The organism is Gluconobacter sp. R75690 (assembly GCF_015244525.1).
GTDB lineage: Bacteria > Pseudomonadota > Alphaproteobacteria > Acetobacterales > Acetobacteraceae > Gluconobacter > Gluconobacter potus.
The window spans coordinates 180,803-203,348 of record NZ_JABCQB010000006.1 but is presented as its reverse complement, the minus strand read 5'-3'; the positions used below and the strand labels follow the sequence as shown (position 1 = coordinate 203,348).

21 protein-coding genes are annotated in these 22,546 nt (G+C 62.4%); 4 read left to right on the top strand and 17 right to left on the bottom strand.

The features are described from left to right. The 3 genes from HKD27_RS09665 to HKD27_RS09655 form a co-directional block, all read right to left on the bottom strand. On the bottom strand, nt 1–609 hold a 609-nt coding region (locus HKD27_RS09665), incomplete at its 3' end, for a TolC family protein (protein WP_194689353.1). A gap of 1 nt (nt 610) precedes the next feature. Continuing rightward, complete coding sequence (locus tag HKD27_RS09660; protein WP_194689352.1) at nt 611–1,522, bottom strand: HlyD family secretion protein; 912 nt, start codon at nt 1,520–1,522, stop codon at nt 611–613. 12 nt (nt 1,523–1,534) lie between these two features. Continuing rightward, nucleotides 1,535–1,729, bottom strand: coding sequence for a DUF1656 domain-containing protein (locus tag HKD27_RS09655; RefSeq protein ID WP_041111784.1), 195 nt, complete (start codon nt 1,727–1,729; stop codon nt 1,535–1,537). A gap of 233 nt (nt 1,730–1,962) precedes the next feature. On the opposite strand from HKD27_RS09655, the gene HKD27_RS09650 reads away from it, so the two are divergent. Beyond that, nucleotides 1,963–2,445 (top strand): MarR family winged helix-turn-helix transcriptional regulator, encoded by a 483-nt coding sequence (locus HKD27_RS09650; protein ID WP_081105763.1) that lies wholly within the window; start codon nt 1,963–1,965, stop codon nt 2,443–2,445. A gap of 15 nt (nt 2,446–2,460) precedes the next feature. Then, nucleotides 2,461–4,632: an FUSC family protein gene (locus HKD27_RS09645; RefSeq protein WP_194689351.1), complete on the top strand. Its 2,172-nt coding sequence runs from the start codon at nt 2,461–2,463 to the stop codon at nt 4,630–4,632. Between the two features lie 3 nt (nt 4,633–4,635). Here HKD27_RS09645 and HKD27_RS09640 read toward each other — a convergent pair whose 3' ends face one another. The 12 genes from HKD27_RS09640 to HKD27_RS09585 form a co-directional block, all read right to left on the bottom strand. After that, a complete protein-coding gene (locus HKD27_RS09640; RefSeq protein ID WP_194689350.1) occupies nt 4,636–5,328 on the bottom strand; it encodes a GntR family transcriptional regulator in 693 nt (230 codons plus the stop codon). A gap of 71 nt (nt 5,329–5,399) precedes the next feature. Further along, entirely contained in the window at nt 5,400–9,008 is a 3,609-nt protein-coding gene (gene putA, locus HKD27_RS09635; protein ID WP_194689349.1) for a bifunctional proline dehydrogenase/L-glutamate gamma-semialdehyde dehydrogenase PutA, read from the bottom strand. 89 nt (nt 9,009–9,097) lie between these two features. Continuing rightward, a complete protein-coding gene (locus tag HKD27_RS09630) occupies nt 9,098–10,111 on the bottom strand; it encodes a P1 family peptidase (RefSeq protein ID WP_194689348.1) in 1,014 nt (337 codons plus the stop codon). Between the two features lie 13 nt (nt 10,112–10,124). After that, nucleotides 10,125–10,889 carry an ABC transporter ATP-binding protein gene (locus HKD27_RS09625; protein ID WP_194689347.1) on the bottom strand — a complete coding sequence of 255 codons (765 nt, stop codon included), beginning with the start codon at nt 10,887–10,889 and terminating at the stop codon, nt 10,125–10,127. Next, nucleotides 10,886–11,704 (bottom strand): ABC transporter ATP-binding protein, encoded by an 819-nt coding sequence (locus tag HKD27_RS09620; protein ID WP_194689346.1) that lies wholly within the window; start codon nt 11,702–11,704, stop codon nt 10,886–10,888. The genes HKD27_RS09625 and HKD27_RS09620 overlap by 4 nt, the downstream gene beginning before the upstream one ends. Continuing rightward, nucleotides 11,701–12,516, bottom strand: coding sequence for an ABC transporter permease (locus tag HKD27_RS09615; RefSeq protein ID WP_194689345.1), 816 nt, complete (start codon nt 12,514–12,516; stop codon nt 11,701–11,703). The genes HKD27_RS09620 and HKD27_RS09615 overlap by 4 nt, the downstream gene beginning before the upstream one ends. Next, nucleotides 12,513–13,466, bottom strand: coding sequence for an ABC transporter permease (locus tag HKD27_RS09610; protein WP_194689344.1), 954 nt, complete (start codon nt 13,464–13,466; stop codon nt 12,513–12,515). The genes HKD27_RS09615 and HKD27_RS09610 overlap by 4 nt, the downstream gene beginning before the upstream one ends. Beyond that, nucleotides 13,463–14,950 carry an ABC transporter substrate-binding protein gene (locus HKD27_RS09605; RefSeq protein WP_370544260.1) on the bottom strand — a complete coding sequence of 496 codons (1,488 nt, stop codon included), beginning with the start codon at nt 14,948–14,950 and terminating at the stop codon, nt 13,463–13,465. The genes HKD27_RS09610 and HKD27_RS09605 overlap by 4 nt, the downstream gene beginning before the upstream one ends. A 93-nt stretch (nt 14,951–15,043) precedes the next feature. Further along, nucleotides 15,044–15,610 carry a membrane integrity-associated transporter subunit PqiC gene (locus tag HKD27_RS09600; protein ID WP_194689343.1) on the bottom strand — a complete coding sequence of 189 codons (567 nt, stop codon included), beginning with the start codon at nt 15,608–15,610 and terminating at the stop codon, nt 15,044–15,046. Nucleotides 15,611–15,666: 56 nt separating this feature from the next. Further along, entirely contained in the window at nt 15,667–16,626 is a 960-nt protein-coding gene (locus tag HKD27_RS09595; RefSeq protein WP_194689342.1) for an MlaD family protein, read from the bottom strand. Next, the gene (locus HKD27_RS09590) at nt 16,626–17,393 is read right to left on the bottom strand and encodes an ABC transporter ATP-binding protein (RefSeq protein WP_194689341.1); all 768 of its coding nucleotides are present in this window, start codon (nt 17,391–17,393) and stop codon (nt 16,626–16,628) included. The genes HKD27_RS09595 and HKD27_RS09590 overlap by 1 nt, the downstream gene beginning before the upstream one ends. Before the next feature lie 2 nt (nt 17,394–17,395). Beyond that, entirely contained in the window at nt 17,396–18,559 is a 1,164-nt protein-coding gene (locus HKD27_RS09585) for an ABC transporter permease (protein ID WP_194689340.1), read from the bottom strand. A 301-nt stretch (nt 18,560–18,860) separates the two neighbouring features. Between HKD27_RS09585 and HKD27_RS09580 the strand changes: the two genes are divergently transcribed. Together HKD27_RS09580 and HKD27_RS09575 are read left to right on the top strand one after the other, a co-directional pair. Continuing rightward, a complete protein-coding gene (locus tag HKD27_RS09580) occupies nt 18,861–19,787 on the top strand; it encodes a glycosyltransferase family 2 protein (protein ID WP_194689339.1) in 927 nt (308 codons plus the stop codon). Between the two features lie 92 nt (nt 19,788–19,879). Next, entirely contained in the window at nt 19,880–21,064 is a 1,185-nt protein-coding gene (locus HKD27_RS09575) for a serine hydrolase (protein ID WP_194689338.1), read from the top strand. Between the two features lie 20 nt (nt 21,065–21,084). On the opposite strand, the gene HKD27_RS09570 is transcribed toward HKD27_RS09575, so the two are convergent. Both HKD27_RS09570 and HKD27_RS09565 read right to left on the bottom strand, forming a co-directional pair. Further along, nucleotides 21,085–21,714 (bottom strand): hypothetical protein, encoded by a 630-nt coding sequence (locus tag HKD27_RS09570; protein WP_194689337.1) that lies wholly within the window; start codon nt 21,712–21,714, stop codon nt 21,085–21,087. Beyond that, on the bottom strand, nt 21,711–22,460 hold the full coding sequence (locus HKD27_RS09565) for a hypothetical protein (protein WP_194689336.1): 750 nt from the start codon (nt 22,458–22,460) through the stop codon (nt 21,711–21,713). Before HKD27_RS09565 ends, HKD27_RS09570 begins: the two co-directional genes overlap by 4 nt. Nucleotides 22,461–22,546 lie beyond the last annotated feature (86 nt).

The window sequence follows — 22,546 nt, the reverse complement described above, 5'->3', positions numbered from 1 at the left end:
GGAGCGCAGTGTCACATAGTCCGTCGCCATTTCGGCCAGCAGCGCGAGGAGGACGCCACGGCGGTTCTCGATCGATTCCTCGACGATCCGCTTGCGCTCTTCCACCTGCCGCGCAATGTGCCCGAACAGATCGACTTCCCAGCTCGCCCGCGCGCCATAGGTCAGGACCGAGGCTTCGGCGCGGTTGGCCGGATTGCCCGGGCGCAGCGGCCAGTTGTCCACATTGACGGAATAGCGGTCATCGCCACCACCCGCGGCCGCGTCGAGCTGCGGATACCAGGCCGACTGGGCCTGACGCCGCACGGCACGCTCGGCGATGATGTGCTGCGAGGCGATCTGCAGGTCGTAATTGCCCTTGATCGCCTGCTCCACCAGCTCGTTGAGCATGGGATCATGGAACTGCGCCCACCAGTCCTTCATGTCGGCCGCCGACTGCGCCAGCGCATCGGCCGTGGCAGGGCGGGGCTGCTCGACGAAGGCGTCGGGCACCTTGATCCGGTCCGGCTTGAAGTTCGGCCCCACCGTGCACGCCGTCAGCGACAGGCAGGTGCCCAGGGCCAGAGTCACACTGCGAAGGGCTACGGCCCCGGTGAAAGAAGAGCGTGACATGTCAGAGGTGGTTCTGCAGCCAGGTGGTCAGACGTCCGCGCGCACCCGGCGTCTCGCGCCCGATCGTCACCGTGGCCGTCATGCCGGCCGCCAGCGTGATTTCCGGCGGCACGTTGTCGAATTCCAGGCGCACCGGAATACGCTGCGCCAGACGCACCCAGGTGAAGATCGGGTTGACGTCGGGCAGGCCCAGCTTGTCGGACACGCCGTTCTGGTCGTTGATGCCGCGGCCGATGCTGACGACATGCGCCATGATGATGCGCTTGTAGCCCATCAGCTTGATGCGGGCCTCGTCCCCCACATGCACGCCGTGCATCTTGGTTTCTTCGAAATAGCCGTTGACCCAGTAGCTGTGCGCGTCGATCACCGCGAGCCCCGACACGCCGGCATGGGCATAGTCACCCACCCGCAGGTTGAGGTTGGTGACGTAGCCGTCCACCGGGGAATAGACCGTCGAGCGCTGGAGGTTCAGCAGCGCGGTGTTCAGCTCCGCTTTGGCCGCATTGACCTTGGCGCGCTGGGTCTCGACATTGCAGTTGAAGTCTTCCTGCTCTTCCGCCGAGACGATGCCGCCCAGCCCCATGCGGCGCCTGGCGTCGGACGTGCGGAGCTTCAGGTCTTCCTCGGCCCCGGCCACCCGGGCGCGCGCGGCGTCGATGTCGAGGCGGAAGCGCACCGGATCGAGCACGAAGAGCGGATCGCCCTTGTGGACGAACTGGTTGTCCACGACCGGCACGGCGACGACCGTGCCCGAGACTTCAGGGGCGGCATCGACGACATAGACACGCACGCGACCGTCACGGGTCCAGGGGGCGAGGACGTAGATGTCCCACATCGTGCGCCCCAGTCCGATGGCCAGGGCCAGGACGATGAGGGTCAGCAGGACACGGATCACGCTGCGGGTCCAGTTCATTGCCGACCCCTCCTATACGTAAAGGATGAGTAGACAGAGAACACAGACATAGAGCGCTATTTCAAAGAGGGCAACGTGCCAGAACCACCCCAGCGCACCGGTGCGCCACAGGATGCTTCGAAGCAGTAACGTCACAAAGACCGCCGCTACGGCATAAATGGAAAGCGGTGCAACGAAAACGCCAAACAGGTCAACTTCAGCCAGCATCAGGGACCGACCCCAACGCCAACCGCCAGACTGCCACACGCCAGACTGTACGCCAATTCGTCCACAACGCTCCTCGCTCAGCCTCACCGACTCCCCTTCAGGTCAGGGGGCGTCGGCAAGTGATTTCGATCAAAAACTGAACTTCCTGACGGAAATGTCAACCTGATCTGTTTTCAATTCTGATAGTGTCATGTAATCAGTTGAGATGTCAACAGATGAGGTGTCACCAGAAAATGGCTGTCCAGTATGATCCGTCCATTCTTCGGGACAGCAGTTTTCATGACATGGGGCTGACCTTTCATGTCCTGCGATTGTCGAGCCTGTGGCGGGCGCAGCTGGACCGTCTCCTGCGGCCCGAGGGCATGACGCTCGCGACCATGCGACCCATGGCGTATCTGATGGTGATGGGAAACGGGATGAAGCAGAGCGATCTGGCGGCCGTCATGGGCGTGGACAGCTCGGCGCTTGTGCGGGTTCTCGATCATCTGGGGCGGGAAGGGCTGATCTCGCGGAAGCCCGATCCGCAGGACCGTCGCTCCAACCTTCTGGTTCTCACGCAAGCTGGGCGCGAGCGATGCCGTCAGTTTCACCGCATCGCAGCGGATCTGGAAGCCCGTCTGACCGAGGGACTGCCTTCGGATGCCGTGGCGATGATTCGCAGCCAGCTTGGTATGATGGAAGGGAAATTTTCCCTCTCCGGTTTTTCTTCCCCCTGATTTTCCGGACCTTTCATGCGCAATCCTTTTCGCCAGCTTCTTTCTTTCGACCGCAACAGCGTGCGTTGGCGGAATTTCATTTCCACGGCGGCTTTTACGGCCAGGGTGTTCCTGTCCATCGGCATTGCGCTCTTCCTCGCCTTCATGATCCAGCTGGAATCGCCGATGAGTACGGTCACGACCGTCCTGATCGTCGCAAACCCGACTGTAGGCGCACTGGTCTCCAAAAGTGTGTGGCGCATGACCGGAACGGTGATCGGCGCGGCGCTGAGCACGGCGGTGATGGCCATGTTCGTGCAGTCTGCCGTTCTGTATTTCATAGTGCTTTCGGCGTTTGTGGGCCTGGCCTGCATGACGGCAACCTGTCTGCGCTATTTCCGGGCCTATGCGGCGGTTCTGGCCGGGTACACGATCATCATCGTGGCCGTTCCCGCGTTTGCGCATCCCGAGAATATTTTCATGTCCGCCATGATGCGCGTGTCGGACGTCGCACTTGGGATTGTGGTGACGGCGGCGGTGTTCATGGTGACGTCGCCGCGTCGGCGTCAGGGCACGATGGACGCGCTTTCGGCGGCGTTCCGCGAGACGATCCGCCATGCCCTGGTGTTTCATGAAGGACTGATGAACCGCTCCGGGGCGCAGGATGCTCCGGGTTCGGAACCTGTGGGGACTGAAGGGGCTTTCCGGAGCCTTCCGCAGACAATTTATGACGGGCGACAGCGTCTTCTGGGGCAACTGGCGCGGCTCGGACCTGCCATAGAATACGCCGCTACGGACAACCCCGATATTCATGCCGGGGTGCGGGGATACCGGCTCGCCGTCAGTCGCATGACGGGGCTTGTGGCGTCCTATCATCCGTACTGGCGCAATCTGGGAGTGGCGAACCCGCTCTCGGCGCCTGTTCATCGTGAGATCCGCGATACGCTGACCGAGCTTCTCGCCCTGACGGAAACCGCCGGATGGATCGAGCGGCCGCAGGGCGTTCTGGCCTGTCTGGAAGAGTCGCTCGGGCGGCTTGAGGTTCTGGAAGGGGCAGCGACATCGCCTGCGGTTCAGGCGTCCGTCGATAATGTCCGCGACATTCTCCTCCAGCTTCGTGAAACGGTCCTGGACCTGTCCAGCCCTCGCGGCCCGCATGTCCGCGTCCGGGTGATGCCTTATCTGGAATGGATGTCGGCGATCTATAACGGGTTGCGCGGGATGCTGATCGCCTTTCTGGCCTGCATGATCTGGTACATCACCTATTTCCCGACCGGGCCGATGATGATCATGTATGTCGTGGCTGCGTCGAGCCTGCTGTCCACGGCACCCTCGGCGGCACGGGCCAGTCTGCCGATGGCGATTGGAACGGCGCTGTCGGTTCCGGCCTGCTGGCTGTGCCATATTGCCGCAATTCCCCGCGTGGACGGCTATCCAATGCTCTGGCTGTCGGTCTGTGCCTGCATGCTGCCGGGCGTGTGGCTCCAGTTTCATCCGCGTTACGGGGTGGGGGCGTTTGGCTACACGGTCTTTCTGGCCATGCAGTTGATGATAACGAACAGCATGGTTCCCGATGACATCACGCTCATCAACACCTGGCTGGCCATCCTGATGGGCTGTGCGCTGCTGGTTCTGGTGTTCCGGGTGATCATGCCGGCCGATCAGCGGCTTTATGCCTCACGGCTCGTCATTTCCCTTGGGCGCTCGCTTCAGAGTCTTTCAGCCCGGCCTGCCGGGAAGGTGCCGTCCTGGATGGTGTGGGAAGGGACGCAGATCCAGAAGGTCTCCATCCTGCTGATGCGGCTGTCTCTGGTGGCGTCTCCCATCGACCGTCAGGGATATGTCGATGGCGCGTTCGCAGCCCTGTCTCTCGGGCGTCTGCTGATCCGCCTGCGGCAGGCCGTGGAACCGGCGGGGCTGAGTGCTCACGAAAGGGAGGCTCTGGATGTGGCGCTGGCGTCCTTCAAAACCCTGCGGCGGGATCCTGTCGGGACGGCTGCGTCTCTTATGGCGGCCGCGGGGCTGATCGGGGCGGGCGAGGCTTCCGGGATGGAGGGGCTCTACCGTGTCCGTCTGGTGTCGTGTCTGGAGCAGAGTGCCCATATCATCGACAGTATTCCGGGCTTTTTCCATGCGGATGGCCCGTTGCATCTCTGGTATGACGAGCGGGGTCCTGCGACGCTGGTTGCGGTCAATCCGGCGCGGTGAGGATCAGGGCGTTGCCCGCTCGCGGATGACGTCCAGCGACAGGGATGCGGCTTCGAGAATATGCTGCTTTGTCAGGCGGCCGAGTTCTTCGCCGTCGCGGGCGCGGCAGGCCTGAAGGATCTGGAAATGCTCGGCGTCGGTCGCGGCTTTTCGCCCCGGCAGTTCCAGATGGGCGCGGATGTAACGGTCGAGCCGGGAATGCAGATCATGGATCATGCCGTACAGCCTCGGGCGCTGCGCTGCGGCATAGATGGCGCCATGGAACTCCCAGTTCAGGCGGCCGGACTGTTCCATGCCCTGTACGCCGCCCGTTCCGCTGACAAAGGCTTCATAGGCGTCCTCGATCCGCGCTAGATCGACACGGGTGAGGGATGTCATTGCCAGTCCGGCCGCCATGCTTTCCAGCGAGGCGCGAATGTCCGAATATTCCAGAATGTCCGCCTCGCTCAGCCCTGTGACCACGGCGCCACGATGGGGCAGGAAAGCGATCAGGCCTTCCGCCTCAAGCTGTTTGAGGGCTTCGCGGACCGGAATGGTAGAGACGCCGAAATTGCGGGCAAGCTCCGACTGTCGCATCGGCTGGCCATCGGTCAGGATGCCGTCCGTGATGGCACGGCGCAGTGCGTCCGCGATTTCGAGCGAGGCCGAGCCGCTTTTCGTATCAACAGGTGTAAACTTCGGCTCGGCAGCGCGCATGGGGTCGTCCGTCAGTTGGGGGGCAGTCCTCTTAGCATGGCCGGCGCGAACGGCCATGCCGGACAGGACCGTTATCCGATGGTCATCAGGCTGGCATTGCCGCCCGCGGCCGTCGTGTTCGTGCTGACGACCTTTTCCTGAAGCACCCATTCAGGCCGGATCGGGCTTTTTGCGTCAAGCATGTAGAGTTGCACGATCATGCCCGAACGCGACAGAGCCGCACGGGCCTGTTCCGCCATCTGCTTTTCTTCCGGAGACGCAAGGATCGTCCGGCATCCTGCAACACGCCCACCCTGCGTGCGGCGGATATGCAGCGCAAGCGCATCGGGAAGGTCGGAAACCCAGTCCGAAGCCACGTTCGGCCCCTGAACGAAGGCCGTGTTTCCACCGCTCAGGGCAAGGCCCACGGCGCGAAGCATGGTCTCGCGGTCGCTGGCAATGCACAGGACGGCGCCACGTGGCAGAAGCTGATACAGGTTGGTCTCGCCGACTGGGCCGGGTAGTTCGCGTGTGGTGCCGCACATGCCATGCTGCATGGCGTCCACGATCGTCTGATAGAGCGGGAAGCTTGTCCGCATCAGCCAGGACAGGAACAGTCGGGCGGGCTCTGGCAGTTCCTGGTTTTCCCAGTCCGTATGGGCCGGGGCGGTGCTCATCAGGCGACGCAGGATCAGCGGACCACCGGCTTTCGGACCCGTGCCGGACAGCTTTTCGCCGCCGAAAGGCTGGCTGCCCACAACCGCGCCGACCATGTTGCGGTTGACGTAGAGGTTCCCGGCCTCGATGCGCGAGGTGACATGCGCCATGCGGCTTTCGATTCTTGTGTGCAGGCCGAAAGTCAGGCCATAGCCGGACTGGTTGATCGCGTTGATCAAAGCCTCGAAGCCGCTGGCCTCAAAGCGCAGGACATGCAGGACCGGCCCGAAGACCTCGCCCTGAAGGTCCGCCAGACTGTCGATCTCGATGATCGTCGGGGCGATGAATGTGCCGTTCGATGTGGTGTCCGGAAGGGGAAGGGACCAGACGGCACGGTTCTGCGCACGGGATGCGTCGATATAGGTCTGGATGCCGGCCTGGGCTTCAGCCGAAATGACCGGGCCGACATCCGTGTGCAGTTCCGCCGGATTGCCCACGCGCAGTTCTTCCACGGCACCGCGGAACATGGTCAGAACGCGATCGGCACAGTCTTCCTGAACGCACAGGACGCGCAGGGCGGAGCAGCGCTGGCCGGCACTGTCGAAAGCCGAGACCAGAACATCCGCGACCACCTGTTCGGTCAGGGCAGAACTGTCCACGATCATGGCGTTCTGGCCGCCGGTTTCGGCGACGAACGGAATGGGCTGGCTATCTGCTCCGGTGCGTCCGGCCAGAGTGCTGGCGATTAGGCCGGCTACGGCGGTGGAGCCGGTGAACATCACGCCGGCAATCCGCGGATCGGCCACAAGGGCCGCGCCGGTCTCGCCCGCGCCTGGCACCAGCCGGAGAGCGTTTTCTGGCACGCCGGCTTCGCGCAGGAGGGCAACGGCGCGGAGGGCGATGAACGGTGTTTCCTCGGCCGGCTTGGCCACGACCGTGTTGCCAGCCGCCAGTGCGACCGAAATCTGTCCCAGGAAAATGGCGAGAGGGAAGTTCCACGGGCTGATACAGACGACGACGCCGAGCGGCGCGCTGCTGCCTGCCTGGGCCGTTTCGCGAGCCTGAACGGCGTAATACCGCAGGAAATCAACGGCCTCACGGACTTCAGACAGCGCATTGGCATAGGACTTGCCTGCTTCGCGGACCAGAAGGGCCATCAGTTCGCTCTGATGCTCTTCCAGCAGATCCGCTGCGCGATCGAGCTTTGTGCTTCGTGCGTCGGCGGAAAGAGCCGCCCATGCTGTGCCTGCGCTTTCGGCGGCATCAATGGCCTTGCGGACATCCTCTTCGGTTCCGAAACGGACGCTGCCGATCCTGTCTGAATGGTTGGACGGATTGCGGATCTCCTGTGTCTCACCCGAGCAGGACAGGTCTTCCAGCGTCTGTTGTTCGGAGGCGCAGACGGCTTCGGCCAGAGCCGTGACGGTATGTTCGTCGGTCAGGTCCAGCCCGCGGGAATTGGTACGTTCGGGCGCGAACAGGTCTTTCGGCAGGGCGATGGCCGGATGCGAAGCGCCCGGCGGCTGGACGGCTTTTGCGAGCGCGACAGGATCGGCGACCAGGGTCTCGATGGGCAGGCTCTCGTCGCCGATCTGGTTGACGAAGGACGAATTGGCGCCGTTTTCCAGCAGGCGGCGCACCAGATAGGCCAGCAGTGTCTCATGCGAGCCGACCGGGGCATAGACCCGGCACGGGCGGTTAAGCTTCTGCGGGCCAACGACTTCGTTATAGAGCGTCTCGCCCATGCCGTGCAGGCACTGGAACTCGTAGTCGCCGATCTGGAAGTTCAGGCCGGCCAGCGTGTAGATCGTGGCCAGCGTGCGGGCATTATGGGTCGCGAACTGCGGGAAGACGACATCGCGTGCCGCCAGCAGCTTTTTCGCGCAGGCGATATAGCTGACATCGGTGTAGCATTTGCGCGTATAGACCGGGAAATCCGTCTGTCCTTCGACCTGCGCTTTCTTGATTTCGCTGTCCCAGTACGCACCCTTCACCAGACGGATCATGAGACGATGTCCGCTGCGGCGGCCGAGGTCGATCAGATAGTCCAGAACCTTGGGCGCCCGGCGGCCATAGGCCTGCACGACGATCCCGATGCCGTTCCAGCCGTCCAGTTCCGGGCAGTGGCACAAATCTTCGATCAGATCGAGCGAGAGGTCCAGACGTTCGCTTTCTTCGGCGTCGATATTGATGCCGATGTCATAGCGACGGGCCTGAATGACCAGGTCTTTCAGCGTCTGGCCGAGTTCTTTCAGCACACGCTCGCGCTGGGCGAAGGCATAGCGCGGATGCAGGGCCGAGAGCTTGATGGAAATTCCGGCCTTTTCATACACATTCGCACCGCGTGCGGTCTGGCCGATCACGTCGATCGCACGCTCATAGTCGCGGCGGTAGCGCAGGGCGTCGGCTTCCGTCATCGCCGCTTCGCCGAGCATGTCGTAGGAATATTTGAAGCCGCGGTCTTCAGGCTCCGTGCTGACCTTGCGGGCTTCCTCAATGGTTTCGCCGATGACGAACTGCTCGCCCATCATGCGCATGGCGATGTCGAGCGCACGGCGGACCAGCGGCTGCCCACCACGTCCGACGAGGCGGAACAGCGCGGCGGCGAGACCTTCATCCGTGTCGTTGGTCAGCTTGCCCGTCAGCATCAGCCCCCAGGAGGCCGCATTCACGAAGACGGATTTTTTGCCGCCGACATGGGACAGCCAGTCTCCCGTGCCGATCCGGTCGCGGATCAGGGCGTCGCGTGTTGCGGCATCGGGAATACGCAGGAGGGCTTCGGCCAGACACATCAGGGAGACGCCCTCGGCGGAGGACAGCGAGAATTCCTGCACGAGTGCTTCGACGCCGCCCGGGCGACGCTGCGTCCGCAGCGTACGGGTCAGATGGCGGGCGACGTCAAACGTGTTCTGCTGTTCCGTTTCGGTCAGCGTGGCCTGTTCGATCAGGGGAAGGATGCACTCCGCTTCGGGCCTGCGCATGTCTGCGGCGATGGCCTGACGAAGGGAGGAGCGGACAGGATAGGACGGCACAAAAGTTGACATAGACTCAGCCTCGGACACGACACTCGGTCTGAGTCCTATAATCATATACGATCCTGAGTAAAATATATGAAATGAGGGTCAGATCATTTTTATGGCGTATCTTTGCATCCGAAGCGTTCGTGCCATGTCGGGAGTGTGGCGCCATCGGGAAGAGGAGACGCCTCATACACACCCCGGGCGATGGCGCGGGCCGTGACCTGCGTGGCGGCGTGGAGGATTTCGGTCCATTCCTGACCAAGCGGGGCAGGTTTTTCGCAGGTCGAGACCCCGATCATGGCATCCCCGTCCAAGGGCAGATGGGCTGGAAACACACCCCGTGCCACGCCGTCCTGCGCCAGAATGGCGAGGCGTTTGGCCTGTGTCTTGGTGAGGGTGGCGTCCGTGGCGATAAGGCCGATCGTGGTGCCGGTGACGGAAGCCCATTTGGAACGCAGACGCAAATCCTCAGTGCTGAGATGCGCTGGCATGCCCAGACCGCCGAACTCGTCCCCCTGCTCGAAAGGCGCGCTCCAGAAATGCGGCCTGTCGCCGATCGTGGCTGTTCCGACGGCATTGACGGCGACCATTGCGGCCACGCGGTGCCCGGCGGGTGTGATCGCGCTCGCCGAACCCAGCCCCCCGCGCAGTGTGCCGGTTGTCGCGCCTGTTCCTGCGCCAGCCGTACCCAGTGCGAAAGCTCCGCTTCGGGCGCTGGTCGCGGCCTGATGGCCCATTTCGGCATAGGGTGAATAGCGGCCCCACGTCGTCTGTCCGCCCTGCGGGAGATCGTAAAGACTGGCCTGCACCACGATGGGCACGCGGATGGTGCCCGGCGCCAAAGGTGCGTTGTCGAACTGCTCGCGCAGCCAGGCCTGAACTCCCATTGTCGCGTCCAGCCCATAGGTCGAGCCGCCTGACAGGACGACCGCATGGATATGCCCGACCATGTTTTCCGGTTCCAGCAGCGCGGTTTCCCGCAGGGCGGGTGCGCCGCCCGGGAAACTGCCGGAGGCGATGACGGGGCGATCGAACAGGACCGCTGTCACGCCCGTGAGCAGGGTCAGATCCTGGCTATGGCCGACGCGGATACCGGGAATGTCGGTAAGGAGGTTCAGGCTGGTCATGACGCCTCGCGGGTCAGTAGGTGTTTTCAAGAATCGCCTTTGTGGCGGGCTGGGTGGGCGTATCCAGAATATCGGACGCCGGGCCGGCTTCCACGATCCGGCCCTGATCCAGAACGGCGATATGGTGCGACAGGTGGCGAATAACGGCCAGATCGTGACTGACGAAAACATATGCCAGCCCATGGCGCTTCTGAAGATCCAGCAGCAGATTCAGGACGATGGCCTGTGTCGAGACATCCAGTGCCGAGACGGCTTCATCGGCGATGATGACGGAAGGGCGCGTGATCAGGGCGCGGGCGATGGCGATCCGCTGCTTCTGGCCACCGGAAAAGGCTCTCGGGCAGCGGCTAGTGATATCGGCGGAAAGTCCGACGTCATGGAGGGCTGTGCGGATGCGTGCGTCCCGATCCGGGACGGGACCAAGCGCTTCCCCCACGATATCACCGATCCTCTGACGTGGATCGAGCGCGCCAGCCGGGTCCTGAAAGATCATCTGGATCGCGGGGCGGATTTTCTTCCGCACGGCTTCTGACGCGGTCGCGAAATCCTGCCCCTGATACAGGATCTGCCCCTCATCGGGCGCGATAAGGCCGCTGAGGATACGGCACAGGGTGGATTTTCCGCTTCCCGAGGCCCCGACGATCCCGAGCGTCTGGCCTGCCTGCAGATCAAGGCTGATGTTTTTCAGAATGGGAGAGGGGTTGCGTCGCGCGAAGGAGAAACCCTGCCGGCCTGTCCTCCCATACGTCATATTCCGGGCCTGAAGGATCGGGGTCATGACGGTGCCGTAAAGACGGGCAGCGGCGTCAGTGGCGTGCGGGCCGCGCCGTGCAGGGACATGGCAAGGAGCGCCTGCGTGTAGGAATGGCGTGGGGCATCAAACACGGATGCTGTCGGGCCCTGTTCCACGCAGGCGCCGTCTTTCATGACCAGAACATGATCGGCATAACGACGCACCAGCCCGAGGTCATGGGAAATCATGAGAATGGCCATGCCCTGCGTTTCGCAACGGCGGATCACCAGCGCCATCATGACGGCCTGGGTCCGGGCATCGAGTGCGGTGGTAAACTCGTCCGCGATCAGGAGTTCGGGCGAGCAGGCCAGCGCCATTGCCAGAAGAACACGCTGTCTCTGGCCACCGGAAAGCTGATGCGGATAGGTGCGTTCGCTCACGCCAGCTTCAGACAGGCCGACCTGTTCCATAAGCGTGCGCGTTTCCGTGTCGATCTCGCGAGGGGAGAGCGTCGTATGAAGGCGGAATGTATCCCCGATCTGGGTCCCGATACGGCGCGTGGGATTCAGGGCCGTCATGGGTTCCTGAAAGACCATGCCCAGTCTTTTGCCCCTGATCTGGCACCAGTCCTGCTCGGAGAGTGTGGAAAGCTCCGTCTCTTCAAGCCGGATGCTGCCGTGAGCCTGAAAACCGGGGGGCAGCAGCCTCATCAGGCTCAGTGCGAGCGTGGATTTCCCGGAACCGGATTCCCCGGTGACAGCGAGGATCTGGCCCGGTTCAAGCGTGAAGGATACCTCATGCAGGATCGGCCGGTCCGGGCTCTGGACGCTCCAATTCCGGACATGGAGCAGGGAACTCATGGGCTGTGCTCCTCATGGGCTGCGTCCAAGGCATCCCGCAGGCCGTCCCCGAACATATTAAAGCCCAGCACGAGCAGCATGATCGTTATTCCCGGGATGGCGACCAGCAGGGGATGATCGAAGATATGGATCTGATACGACGCCAGGGCGCGTCCCAGATCGGGACGGGGCGGAGGGGCGCCCAGACCAAGATAGGACAGCCCGGCATCGGACAGGATCGCGAGGGCCAGCGAGGAGGTCGCCTGGACCGTCAGGAGCGGCAGGATGTTGGGCAGGACGTGGCGGCGCATGATGTAAACCGGGCCCCGTCCGGCCAGTTGGGATGCGGCGATATAGTCCTGAATGAGGATGGAGCGTGCAGCCTGCCGTGTGATGCGGATCTGGGCCGGGAGGCCGAACAGGGCAATGGCGAGGATTTCACCCGTGGCGGAGGCTCCAAGAGCTGTGACGAGAAGGGCGGCGATCAGGACAGGCGGGAAGGCCAGACCCAGATCGGCCAGTCCCATGATGGCTCTGGCGGGTCGGGCCGCCGCGATCAGGCCGAGTGCCGTTCCCACAATCGTGGCGAGACAGACGGCGATCGCGGCGATCGTCACGCTGTTGAAGGCTCCGGTCAGGACATGGACCATGAGGTCGCGACCGAAAGGATCGGTTCCGAGCGGATGCAGCAGGGACGGCGGCGCATAACGGTGCAGGACATCGATGGGCGGCGCGTGACCGCCATCGAACAGGGTTATGACGGTCGCGGGGAGGAGGACAATTCCGAGCAGAATGCTCCCCGCCCGGAGCGTACGGTTGGAACGTCCTTTCATGACGGGTCGCCCTCAAGGCGCGGATCAAGCCAGCGAACGAGGATCGTCATCAGGACATTGAGGACCATCACAGACGCGACGATCAGCATGACGAGGTTCTGCACGACGGGAATGTCGCGCTGGTTGACGGCCTCCAGCAGGAGCTTTCCACAGCCTGGCAGACTGAAGACGCTTTCGACGATGATCGTTCCGGTCACGAGGACAGGAAGCTGGATCCCCGCCAGGGTCAGGACGGGGATCAGGGCGTTGGGCAATGCGATGCGCCACAGAACGCCGTGTCTGCCGTAGCCCTGTGCCCGGGCCGTGCGGATGAAATCCTGCGACAGGGTCTCGATCAGGGACGAGCGCATGAAACGCGCCGTGATGGCGGCCTGAGGAATAGCGAGAGCGATGGCGGGAAGGATAAGGGCCCTGAGCGCCGGGAGGGCACCATCATGCCAGCCCGGAAAGCCGCTGGAGGGCAGCCAGTGCAGGGTCAGGGAAAACAGGAATGTCATCATCATCGCCAGCCAGAAATCCGGGATGGATTTGAAAAGCTGGAGGAAGCCCATCAGGCCCGTATCAAGCAGTGTTCCGCGCTTGGCGGCCGCTATCACGCCGAGCGGGATGCCTGCGCCCAGAGACAGCAGCATGGCCAGCAGAATGAGGGGCAGACTGCTTTGCAGGCGCTCGCCGATCAGGCTGCGGACGGGAACGTCATAGATGTAACTCTGGCCCAGGTCGCCCCGGATGAAGGCGCTGATCCAGTGCGTGTATCGCATGGGCAGGGATGATTCCAGCCCGAGTTTCTGGTGCAGGGCCGCCAGACTTTCGGGGCTTGCATCCAGCCCGAGCATGACCGCTGCGGGGTCGCCGGGTAGCAGGTTCATGGCCGCGAAAATGACGAGGCTTGCGACAATAAGAAGAACCAGCCGTTCCAGTGGGATGCGAAAGATATCCATGCCCGTCATGGCGTCCAGGAAACACCGGCGATCGGGCAGCCTGCGATGGGCTGGTTGGTCCACAGTCCCTTAAGGCGCCGGTTCATGACGGTTTCGCGGGGAATTGCGAACAGGAAAACATTGGGCTCGTCCTGTGCGAGCTGTTCCTGCATCTGTACGGAAAGCTGATGCCGCCGGGTCGTATCCGCCGTCGCTTCGTATTGCTCGACAAGCCCGTGAAAGACCGGGCTGTGATAGTGGAAATAGACGGGCGTGCGGTCATAGATCGCGATGTCGTGGGGCTCGGTATGGGCGATGACGGTCATGTCGAACTGGCCCTGTCCGTAAACCTGACCCAGCCATGTCGGCCATTCCACGGGCTGAAGCGTCACGATCAGCCCGACCTGTTCCAGATAGGCGGCAATGAGTTCGCTGCTGTCGCGTGCATAGCCGATGGGTGGGAAGGTCAGGGTCAGATGCGTGCCAGGTGCTACGCCCGCCTCTTTCAGCAGGGCGCGGGCATGGTCCGGATCGTAGGGATACCGGTCGGGCAGGGCGACGTAATCGGGATCGTCCGGTGCCATGTGAGATTGCAGGAGCGTTCCGTCTCCGTCAGCCACTGCCTGGATCAGGGCTGTGCGGTCAATGGCCTGTGCGATGGCCTGCCGGACACGGAAATCGCTGAAGGGGCGGCGGGCGTTGTTGAGGGCGAGAATGGCCTTGAAGGGAAAGCTGCCCCGGATGACCTGCAACTGCGTATTTCCGGAAAAGCGGCTCAGGATTTCCCGGGACGGGAAAGACGGATAGGCATCCAGCTCTCCGGCCAGCAGCGCATTACTGGCCGAGAGCGGATCGGGCATGAAGCGGAACGTCACCGATTGCAGGGCCGGTCTGGCACCCCAGTAATCCGGATTGCGGGTCAGGGTCAGGTGATCGCCGCGCCGCCATTCACCGAACACGAACGGCCCTGTGCCGACGGGATGGCTGATGTTCTGCGCTACGGACGCCGGCGAGAGAATGGCGGCGTCGTTCCAGGCAAGCTGATAGAGGAAGCTGCCGTAAGGATGCTGAAGCCGGATGCTGACATGCAGGCTGTCCGGGCATGAGATGTCGGCGATCTGGCTGAAGATGGCCCTGTGCGGGTTGGTGCTGTCCGCCGCACCTGCCCGGAGCAGGGAAAACTTTACGCTGTCGCAGGTCAGGGCTGTACCATCATGGAAACGCACGCCGTTATGAAGCGTGAAATCATAGGTCAGGCCGTCCGGCGAGATATGCCAGTCCTGCGCCAGAAGGGGTTTGAGGGCGCCCTGTTCGTCCAGCCGCATCAGCCCTTCATAGATGTTGCCATACGTCACCATCCCGATGGCTTCGCTGGAGCCGCGCGTCGGGTCCAGACCCGGCGGTTCGATGGCCAGACCGATCAAAAGCGTATCGCGCGTATCGGCTGCCCGCGCCGTCCCGGGAATATGAGACGCCGGAAAGCCGACCGCCAGAACGGTCAGGAGAATGGGCACGGTTTTCAATCAGGCGCTCCGCGAACTTGCAGCCTCAGGGCGCAGGATCACGGAAAATAGGGCCTTCGTCGCCTGAGCGAAAGGGGGTGCTGTTCAGGGGCGCGGGGTCGTGCTGGCGATCCGGGCAGCGAGTTGTTCAACGAGGGTCCGGGTCAGGGCGACCTTGCCGCTGTCGGTCGTCACCGTGCCATGTGCGGTGAAGGAGCCACGGCTGCGCTGAACGGGCTGGTGCTCGTCCGAGGGGATCAGCGCCCAATCTGCGGTCAGGGCACCCTGACCGCTGCTGTCGAGATCCAGCCGGCTGATATTGACTGCAAGACGCAGGGCTGGCGTCTCGGCCAAGGGTTGCGTCGTGACGACATAGCTCGGCCAGTCCTGCCCCAGATGGGCCGCCAGAAGATCCGTCACGCCCTGGGACAGACGGCTTCCCCAGCGCCCGTTGGGGCTGCGGTCAAGCTGGTCGCCCTGGCGTATGAGGATATCCTGACTGTCGAGATAATCCGGGAGTGTGACATGAGACACGTTCAGGACAGGGGCCGATGCGGGCAGGGTGCCGCTGTTCTGCGCGATTGCTGGGGCGCCAAGGGTGTAGAACTGCATGGGGGGCGCGGCACAGCCTGACATCAGGGCGAAGGCCAGCAGGGCTGGGGATCGGGTCATGAGCCGTGTCACGGGTTTGGTCTCCGGAAGAAACAAAGGGCGGCGGAACTGTCTGCTCATGGCCGGCGTCCCGTGAGAAGGAGCTGCGGATTGCGCTCCACGTCCGTGGCAAAACCGCGCAGGGCGGACGCGGCGGCGGCGATATCCCGCAGGCTTGCTTCGAGATTGGCGCGGTCGGCAGAGCGCGGGGACGTCATGCTCTCCAGATTGGCCAGGCTCTTCGAGGCCTGCTGGACGGCGTCGTTGCTGTTCTGCAGGACGGCATGGAGTTCATGGCCGCGCGCATTGAGCTGGGTCGTGCCCTCATTGGCCAGTCTGTCCACGCTGAGCAGTGTGCGCGTCAGGGCGGGTTCGAGTTCCGTTACTGTCTTGCGGGCGGCATCGACCATGTCCCGGCTGTGGTCGGAGGTGTCGCGGATGCTCTGCACCAGAGCCGGAAGTTCCCTGTCGAGCTGTTCCGAGAGCTGGCGGACAGAGGCCAGTGTTGCATTGGCGTTCTCGCCGATCTGCTTCAGCGGCAGGTCCTGCAGGCTCTGTGTCATGGCCGCGATGGTGGACTGCTTGGTCGGGATTTCGGTGATGCGGGCGATATCGGGATGCAGCACGGCCGGGGTCGAGGGTGCGAAATCCAGATCGATTTCAGACGTGCCGGTAACGAAGCTCTTGAGGTTCATCTCGCCGCGCAGACCCTGATGGACGAGTTCTTCCATGTCGGGCCGGTGATGACTGCTGCTCGTCAGAACGATGTTGTCGGGGCGTATGGTGACGAAGACCGGAATATAGGCGTCCTTCGTGGCCGGATTATATTCAATGACGACGCGGTCCACCGCGCCGACCTGAACACCACGGAACGTGACGGGGGATCCGACAGACAGCCCGGACGAGGCGCCGTGAAACACGAGAACGGCTTTTTCCGTCCGGGTGAAGGGATGGAAATTGCCGAACAGGACGAACGCCGCGACAATCAGGCCCGTCCCCCCAAGGACGAAAGCACCGACAAGAGCCTGCCTGTTCATCACGTTTTTCCTTCTTCGTCGCGTTCACGGTGCATGAAGGCATGCACCTGTGGATCGGTACAGTTGTCCCGCAGGTCCCGGGGGGAGCCATGGGCGATCGGGGTTTTTGTCCTGGCGTCCAGGAAGATGCCGTCATCGGCGATATGGAAGAGGCTTGGCAGTTCGTGGCTGACGATGACGATCGTCGCGCCAAGTCCGTCGCGCAGGTTCAGGATCAGGTCGTCAAGCCGCGCCGAGGTGATCGGATCGAGGCCCGCGGAAGGCTCGTCGAAAAACAGGATGTCCGGGTCCAGGGCGAGGGCGCGCGCCAGGCCGGCACGTTTGCACATGCCGCCACTGATTTCCGACGGGTACAGATCAATCGCCTGCAACATGCCGACGAAACCCAGCTTCAGTTCCACCAGCCTGCGGATCACGGAGGGTTTGAGATCCGTGAACATCTGAAGCGGCAGGGCGATGTTCTCGCCGACCGTCATGGAACTCCAGAGCGCGCCGCTCTGGAACAGCACGCCGAAGCGGTGGTTCAGATCCGTGCGATGGGCTTCGCTTCCGGCCCAGTAGTTCTCATCCCCGACATGATATTCGCCGGCGGATGGGCGCAGCAGGCCGATCATGCTCTTGAGAAGCGTGCTCTTGCCGCAGCCCGAGCCGCCCATGACGGCGAAAATGCTTCCCTTGCGCACGTCGAGCGAGATGTTTTTCTGGATGATCTTTGGGCCGAAGGACAGCGTAATGTCGCGAAGGGACAGGACGGTCTGGTCAGGCATGGTCAGATCCCCAGAACATCGGCGATGACAGCGAAGATCGCGTCGATTGCGATAACGCCCACGATTCCCACGACGACAGCCCGTGTGGCGGCAATGCCGACATCCGCGGCTGAGCGGCCAGCCTTCAGGCCGATCCGGCAACTCGTCAGACCGATAAAGGCCCCGAAGACGAGGCTCTTGGTAAAGCCGAAAATGAACTGTCCGATCCCGAACGCTGTGACCGTCTGATGGAAATATCCCGCCGCCGTGATGTCCAGCATCGAGATGGCCACGACGAAGCCGCCCAGCATGCCAATCAGGCAGCCGTACAGGTAGAGAAACGGCATCGTGATGATGAGGGAGAGGACGGCCGGCAGGATCAGATAGGTTGAGGTCGGGATGCCGAAGACGTTCAGGGCATCGATTTCTTCATTGCCCTGCATGGTCGAAATCCGTGCGGCATAGGCACCACCCGTACGTCCAGCCATGATGATGGCGGTCATGACGGCGGCCATCTCACGCACCATCGCGATGCCGACCAGACTGGTCACATAGATGCCGGCGGCGAATTTCTGAAGCTCGACGGCGCCTACGAAGGCCAGGATCGCGCCGATCAGAAAGTTGACGATCCCCACGATGAGCAGGGCGTACGGACCGGCATCGGCCGTATTGGCCAGCAGGTCGACCATGCGCATCCGGCTGCGGCCAAGAAGCGTGAGGACGGCGCCCTTTGCCGTCAGCGCGCCCAGTTCGGAGACCACGCCGACTTCCGTCATCGATGCGATGGCGTGATTGCCGACGGTTTCCAGAAAAGGGGTGCGAGCCGTCTTGTGATGGACGGGGTCGTCGGGGACTTCGGGCAGCAGTTCGAGAAGCTGGCGCATCGGGCCGGGCAGCGTCTGCATGTCCAGACTGATGCCTGCGTCATGGGCAACGCGTTTGAGATCCCACAGGAACGCCACAAGCCCGGTATCCCAGTCCTGGAGATCGGATGTCTGGAAGGATAAGTGGGCGCCGGGAGATTTTTTCAGCCCGTCTTTCGGGAAAACGGGAATATTGCCAGTCCGCGCCTGCCAGGTACCGCTCAGAACCATGACTGGCGCGCTCTGCTCGCCCTGCAGATGCCACTGGGGCGTTCTGTCTGCGGGCTGGGCGGCCGAGGGGCCTGTCGTGGTCTGGTCTGTCATGGACTCTGCATTTCCGGTCCTGACATCCCCTGATGCTGCAAAAGAGCGGAAAGGCTGGCGGGAAGTGACACTTGAAGAAACAACTGGCTGGCGGTTACGGGCGAGACGGAGTGGAGATCCGATCACCGTCCTGACGTGGCACCTTATCGGCTGCAGGCAAAAGATCAATGCTCATGAAGGGCTCTGACACGGATCGACTGTATCCGAAAAACGCTGTTCTTTTCCTGACGGGAGGGCTGACTGTTACTGGGATATTTCTGTTATGATCATTCTGTCACGATTTGGAACCTGAAAACCCTCTATGGCCAGCCAGCTTTCCCTGATTGTCCCGTTCTGGAACGAAGAAGCCGCCATCAGCCATTTCGTGCGGAGTATCCTGCCTGTCCTTGACGGGATTGCGGACACGGACTGGGAAATCGTCTGCGTCGATGACGGCAGCAGCGACGGCACGCTGCGAGAGCTGATTGGATTTTGCGAAACCGACCGGCGGTTCAGGGTGCTCGAACTGTCGCGCAATTTCGGCAAGGAAGCTGCGCTGACGGCCGGTCTCGATGCGGCGACGGGAGATGCGGTCATCATCATTGACGCCGATCTCCAGGACCCGCCCGAGATCATCCCGAAAATGGTGCAGGCCTGGCGCGATGGGGCGGAGGTCGTGCTGGGCAAACGGATCGACCGGTCCAGCGACAGTCTGCTCAAGCGCAAGACGGCGTCCTGGTTCTATGCGCTGCATAACCGGCTTGCCCATATCCGGATTCCGGAAAATGTGGGGGATTTCCGCCTGATGGACCGATGCGTGGTCGAGGCGCTCAAGAGGCTGCCCGAGCGTCAGCGGTTCATGAAAGGCCTGTTCGCCTGGGTCGGCTTCCGAACGGTCAGCATCGATTACGTTCGTGCGCCCCGTGCGGCGGGCATGACGAAGTTTTCCGGCTATTCCCTGTGGAACTTCGCCTTGGAAGGCTTCACCAGCTTTTCTTCCGCACCCATCCGGCTGTGGACCTATCTGGGAACGGCAGGCGCGCTGCTCTCCATGTTCTATGCGCTTTTCATCGTGTTGCGGACGATCGTCTGGGGCAATCCCGTGCCGGGTTATACATCCCTGTTCGTGGCGATCATTTTTTTCAGCAGTGTGCAGATCATCAGTATCGGCATGCTGGGGGAATATATCGGCCGTATCTACATGGAGACGAAGCAGCGCCCGATTTACGTGCTCCGCCGCATGTACTGACGGATCGAATGCGGTCAGGCATTCTGTTGCGTGATCGTAAAAAACCGCTACTCTTTTCCGTAAAGGATCAGGGCAGAGGAGAGATACGGAACATGCCGGATAGGCTCGCCACAAAAAGGCACGGTTTTCTGAAGCGGCGCCATGTCCTGCTCGGAGGGGCGGCGGCCTGTGTCAGTCAGATGGCCGCCTGCGCGCGTCCGGGTTCTTCGTTTGGCTCAGTGGACGTGCTCGTCCGGGATGCCATCAGAAGAGGCGAAGCTCCGGGCGCCGTGGTCGCGATCGGTCATGATGAAAAGATCGTGCACCGGTTCGTCTATGGAAAGCGGGCGCTTGCTCCGGTGTCCGAACCTCTGGACTGGGAGACGCGCTTTGACATGGCGTCCCTCACCAAGCCGACCATGACGGCGCTGGCGGTCATGCAGCTGGTCGAGCAGCAGAAGCTGCATCTGGATGACCGCGTCAGCCAGTATTTTCCGGAATTTGCATCCAATGGAAAGGGCGACATCTCGGTTCGCTTGCTCATGACCCATTATTCCGGCCTGCCGCCGGACATTCCCCTGAACGATCCCTGGACCGGCAAGGCCGAGGGCGTCAGGCGGGCCATGATGTCTCCGCTCGCCAATCCACCGGGCGAGAAGTTTGTTTATAGTGACATCAATTACATCATGCTGGGGCTGCTGGTCGAAAAGCTGGGCGGTCTGCCGCTCGACCAGTATGCGCGGATCAATATTCTTGAACCGCTGGGTATGACGGAATCCGGCTATCTTCCGGCGACCGGTCTGCGTCCCATTATCGCCCCGACCCAGTATGACGAGCAGGGCAACATGCTGCGCGGCGTGGTGCATGATCCGACGGCGCGGAGAATGGGGGGCGTGGCCGGTCATGCCGGGCTGTTCTCGGATGCGCGGGACATGACACTTTATGCGCAGGCCCTTCTGGATCGCCTGAAAGGGCGTCCGAGCCGTTTCCCCCTGCGCCGCGAGACGCTCATCCTCATGACCATGCCGCAGCAGCCGGCAGGAAAAACGGAACTTCGGGGACTGGGCTGGGATATCGACACCCATTATTCGTCCCCGAGGGGAGACGTGTTTTCCCACCGCTCCTTCGGACATACCGGCTTTACCGGCACATCTCTCTGGATCGACCCGGACAGCGACAGCTATGTGCTGATCCTGACCAACCGGGTTCATCCGTCAGGGGGCCACAGCGTCGTGCGGCTGAGGCATGATATCGCCACGGCAGCGGGAAAAGCGCTCGGCCTTTCCGCGCCGGTCTAGGAGTTTTCCGCAACTGCGTGTCAGGGAACGCGCGGGACACCGACGAAGGGGTGAACCGGATCCTTCGGACAGGATCCGGGATACAGGGCGATCAGCTCCAGAACATGCCGCGTCAGGGCATCGCGGCTGGTTCTGATCCTTTCTCCTTCGGCTTGACGCACGTTATCGCTCTGCGACAGGAGATCACCGGCATAGCCGACTTCCCGCGCCATTTCTGCATTCGGCAGTGCGGAAAGTGGGACGAACTGGACCGCAAGATCAAGCGTCTGGGCTTTCGTACGGTTCGCGTCCGCCTGAAGGCCGAAAATGGGAAGCGTGCCGGAACTGCTGACCGAAAAGCTGCCCGAAGACGTAAAGCTCCCCGACAGTGACAGCGTGACTGGGCCGGACATCATGGCGACAACCGGGTCCGCAACATGCTGGCTGCATTGCAGGGCACGAACGTTCCGGTCGAACCCTGCGGTCTGATCCACTGTCCAGTCCTGCACATGCGAGGTGCTGACCACACCCGTTTTCGTCAGATCCATCTGGACGCCGGCAATGGCCTCACTGATCGTGACAGGGGACGGAGACCCCGCCGAACAGCCGCCGAGAAGGGCAACTGCCAGCAGGGCCAGAGCAGGACGGCCGGAGGAAATCCTGCCGCTCATACGCCCCTCACTTCCGCCAGAAGGGCCTCGAAGGCTTCTCCGTTCGGCGATGTACCGGGAATACCGATCCAGTTCTGGCGCGACAGCAGGCCATAGGCTTCATCGGCAATCTTCGTGAAGGTGTCCCAGGGCATGAATGTCCGCGTGCCCCAGGTATTGAAGAAAAGCCCTTCAGGATTATACCCCACGAGGGCGATGGCATGACCGCCTACCGGCGTGCGGTCGGAAATGGCGTTCCAGTCCCAGGTCGCGCCCAGTGGAAGATCCATGAAGCCCTGGGGTACCTGAACCCCTGCGAGAACGCCCCCAAGATAACAGATGCCGCGGCGGATCCCGTCGCAGTCCTGCGGATCGATCGTGCCGTAAGCCGTCAGGTAGTCCAGGGTCTGTCCCGGACGGTGCAGACCCTGACGCAGCCAGAAGTTCAGCTCATCCAGCAGAACCGTTCCGTTGTCCCGGGCCCCCGTCTGCGGATCAAACCCGGTCACGGCCCTGTAGTTGTTCAGCACCATGTCCGTAGACAGCACGACCAGCCCCTGCGCGGCATGGGTCCATGTCGCCGTCAGAGCAGCATGGGCCGCGAATGCACAGCAGCCATACCGGTCATTGCCCCACATCTGATAGGGCACCCCTTCGGACCAGTCCTTCTGCACGGGAACGGCGGGAAGGTGTGCGGCCAGCATGGGCGCCAGACGGTAGGTTCGCAGATCATGCTTGGGCGCACGTTTGCCAAGGCATCGGGACATGGACAACTCCGGCAGGAACATAAAAAGGGAGCGGTTCAGGCGAACCGCTCCTGTCTTCGGACGGATGGACGAAAAAGCGGACGGAG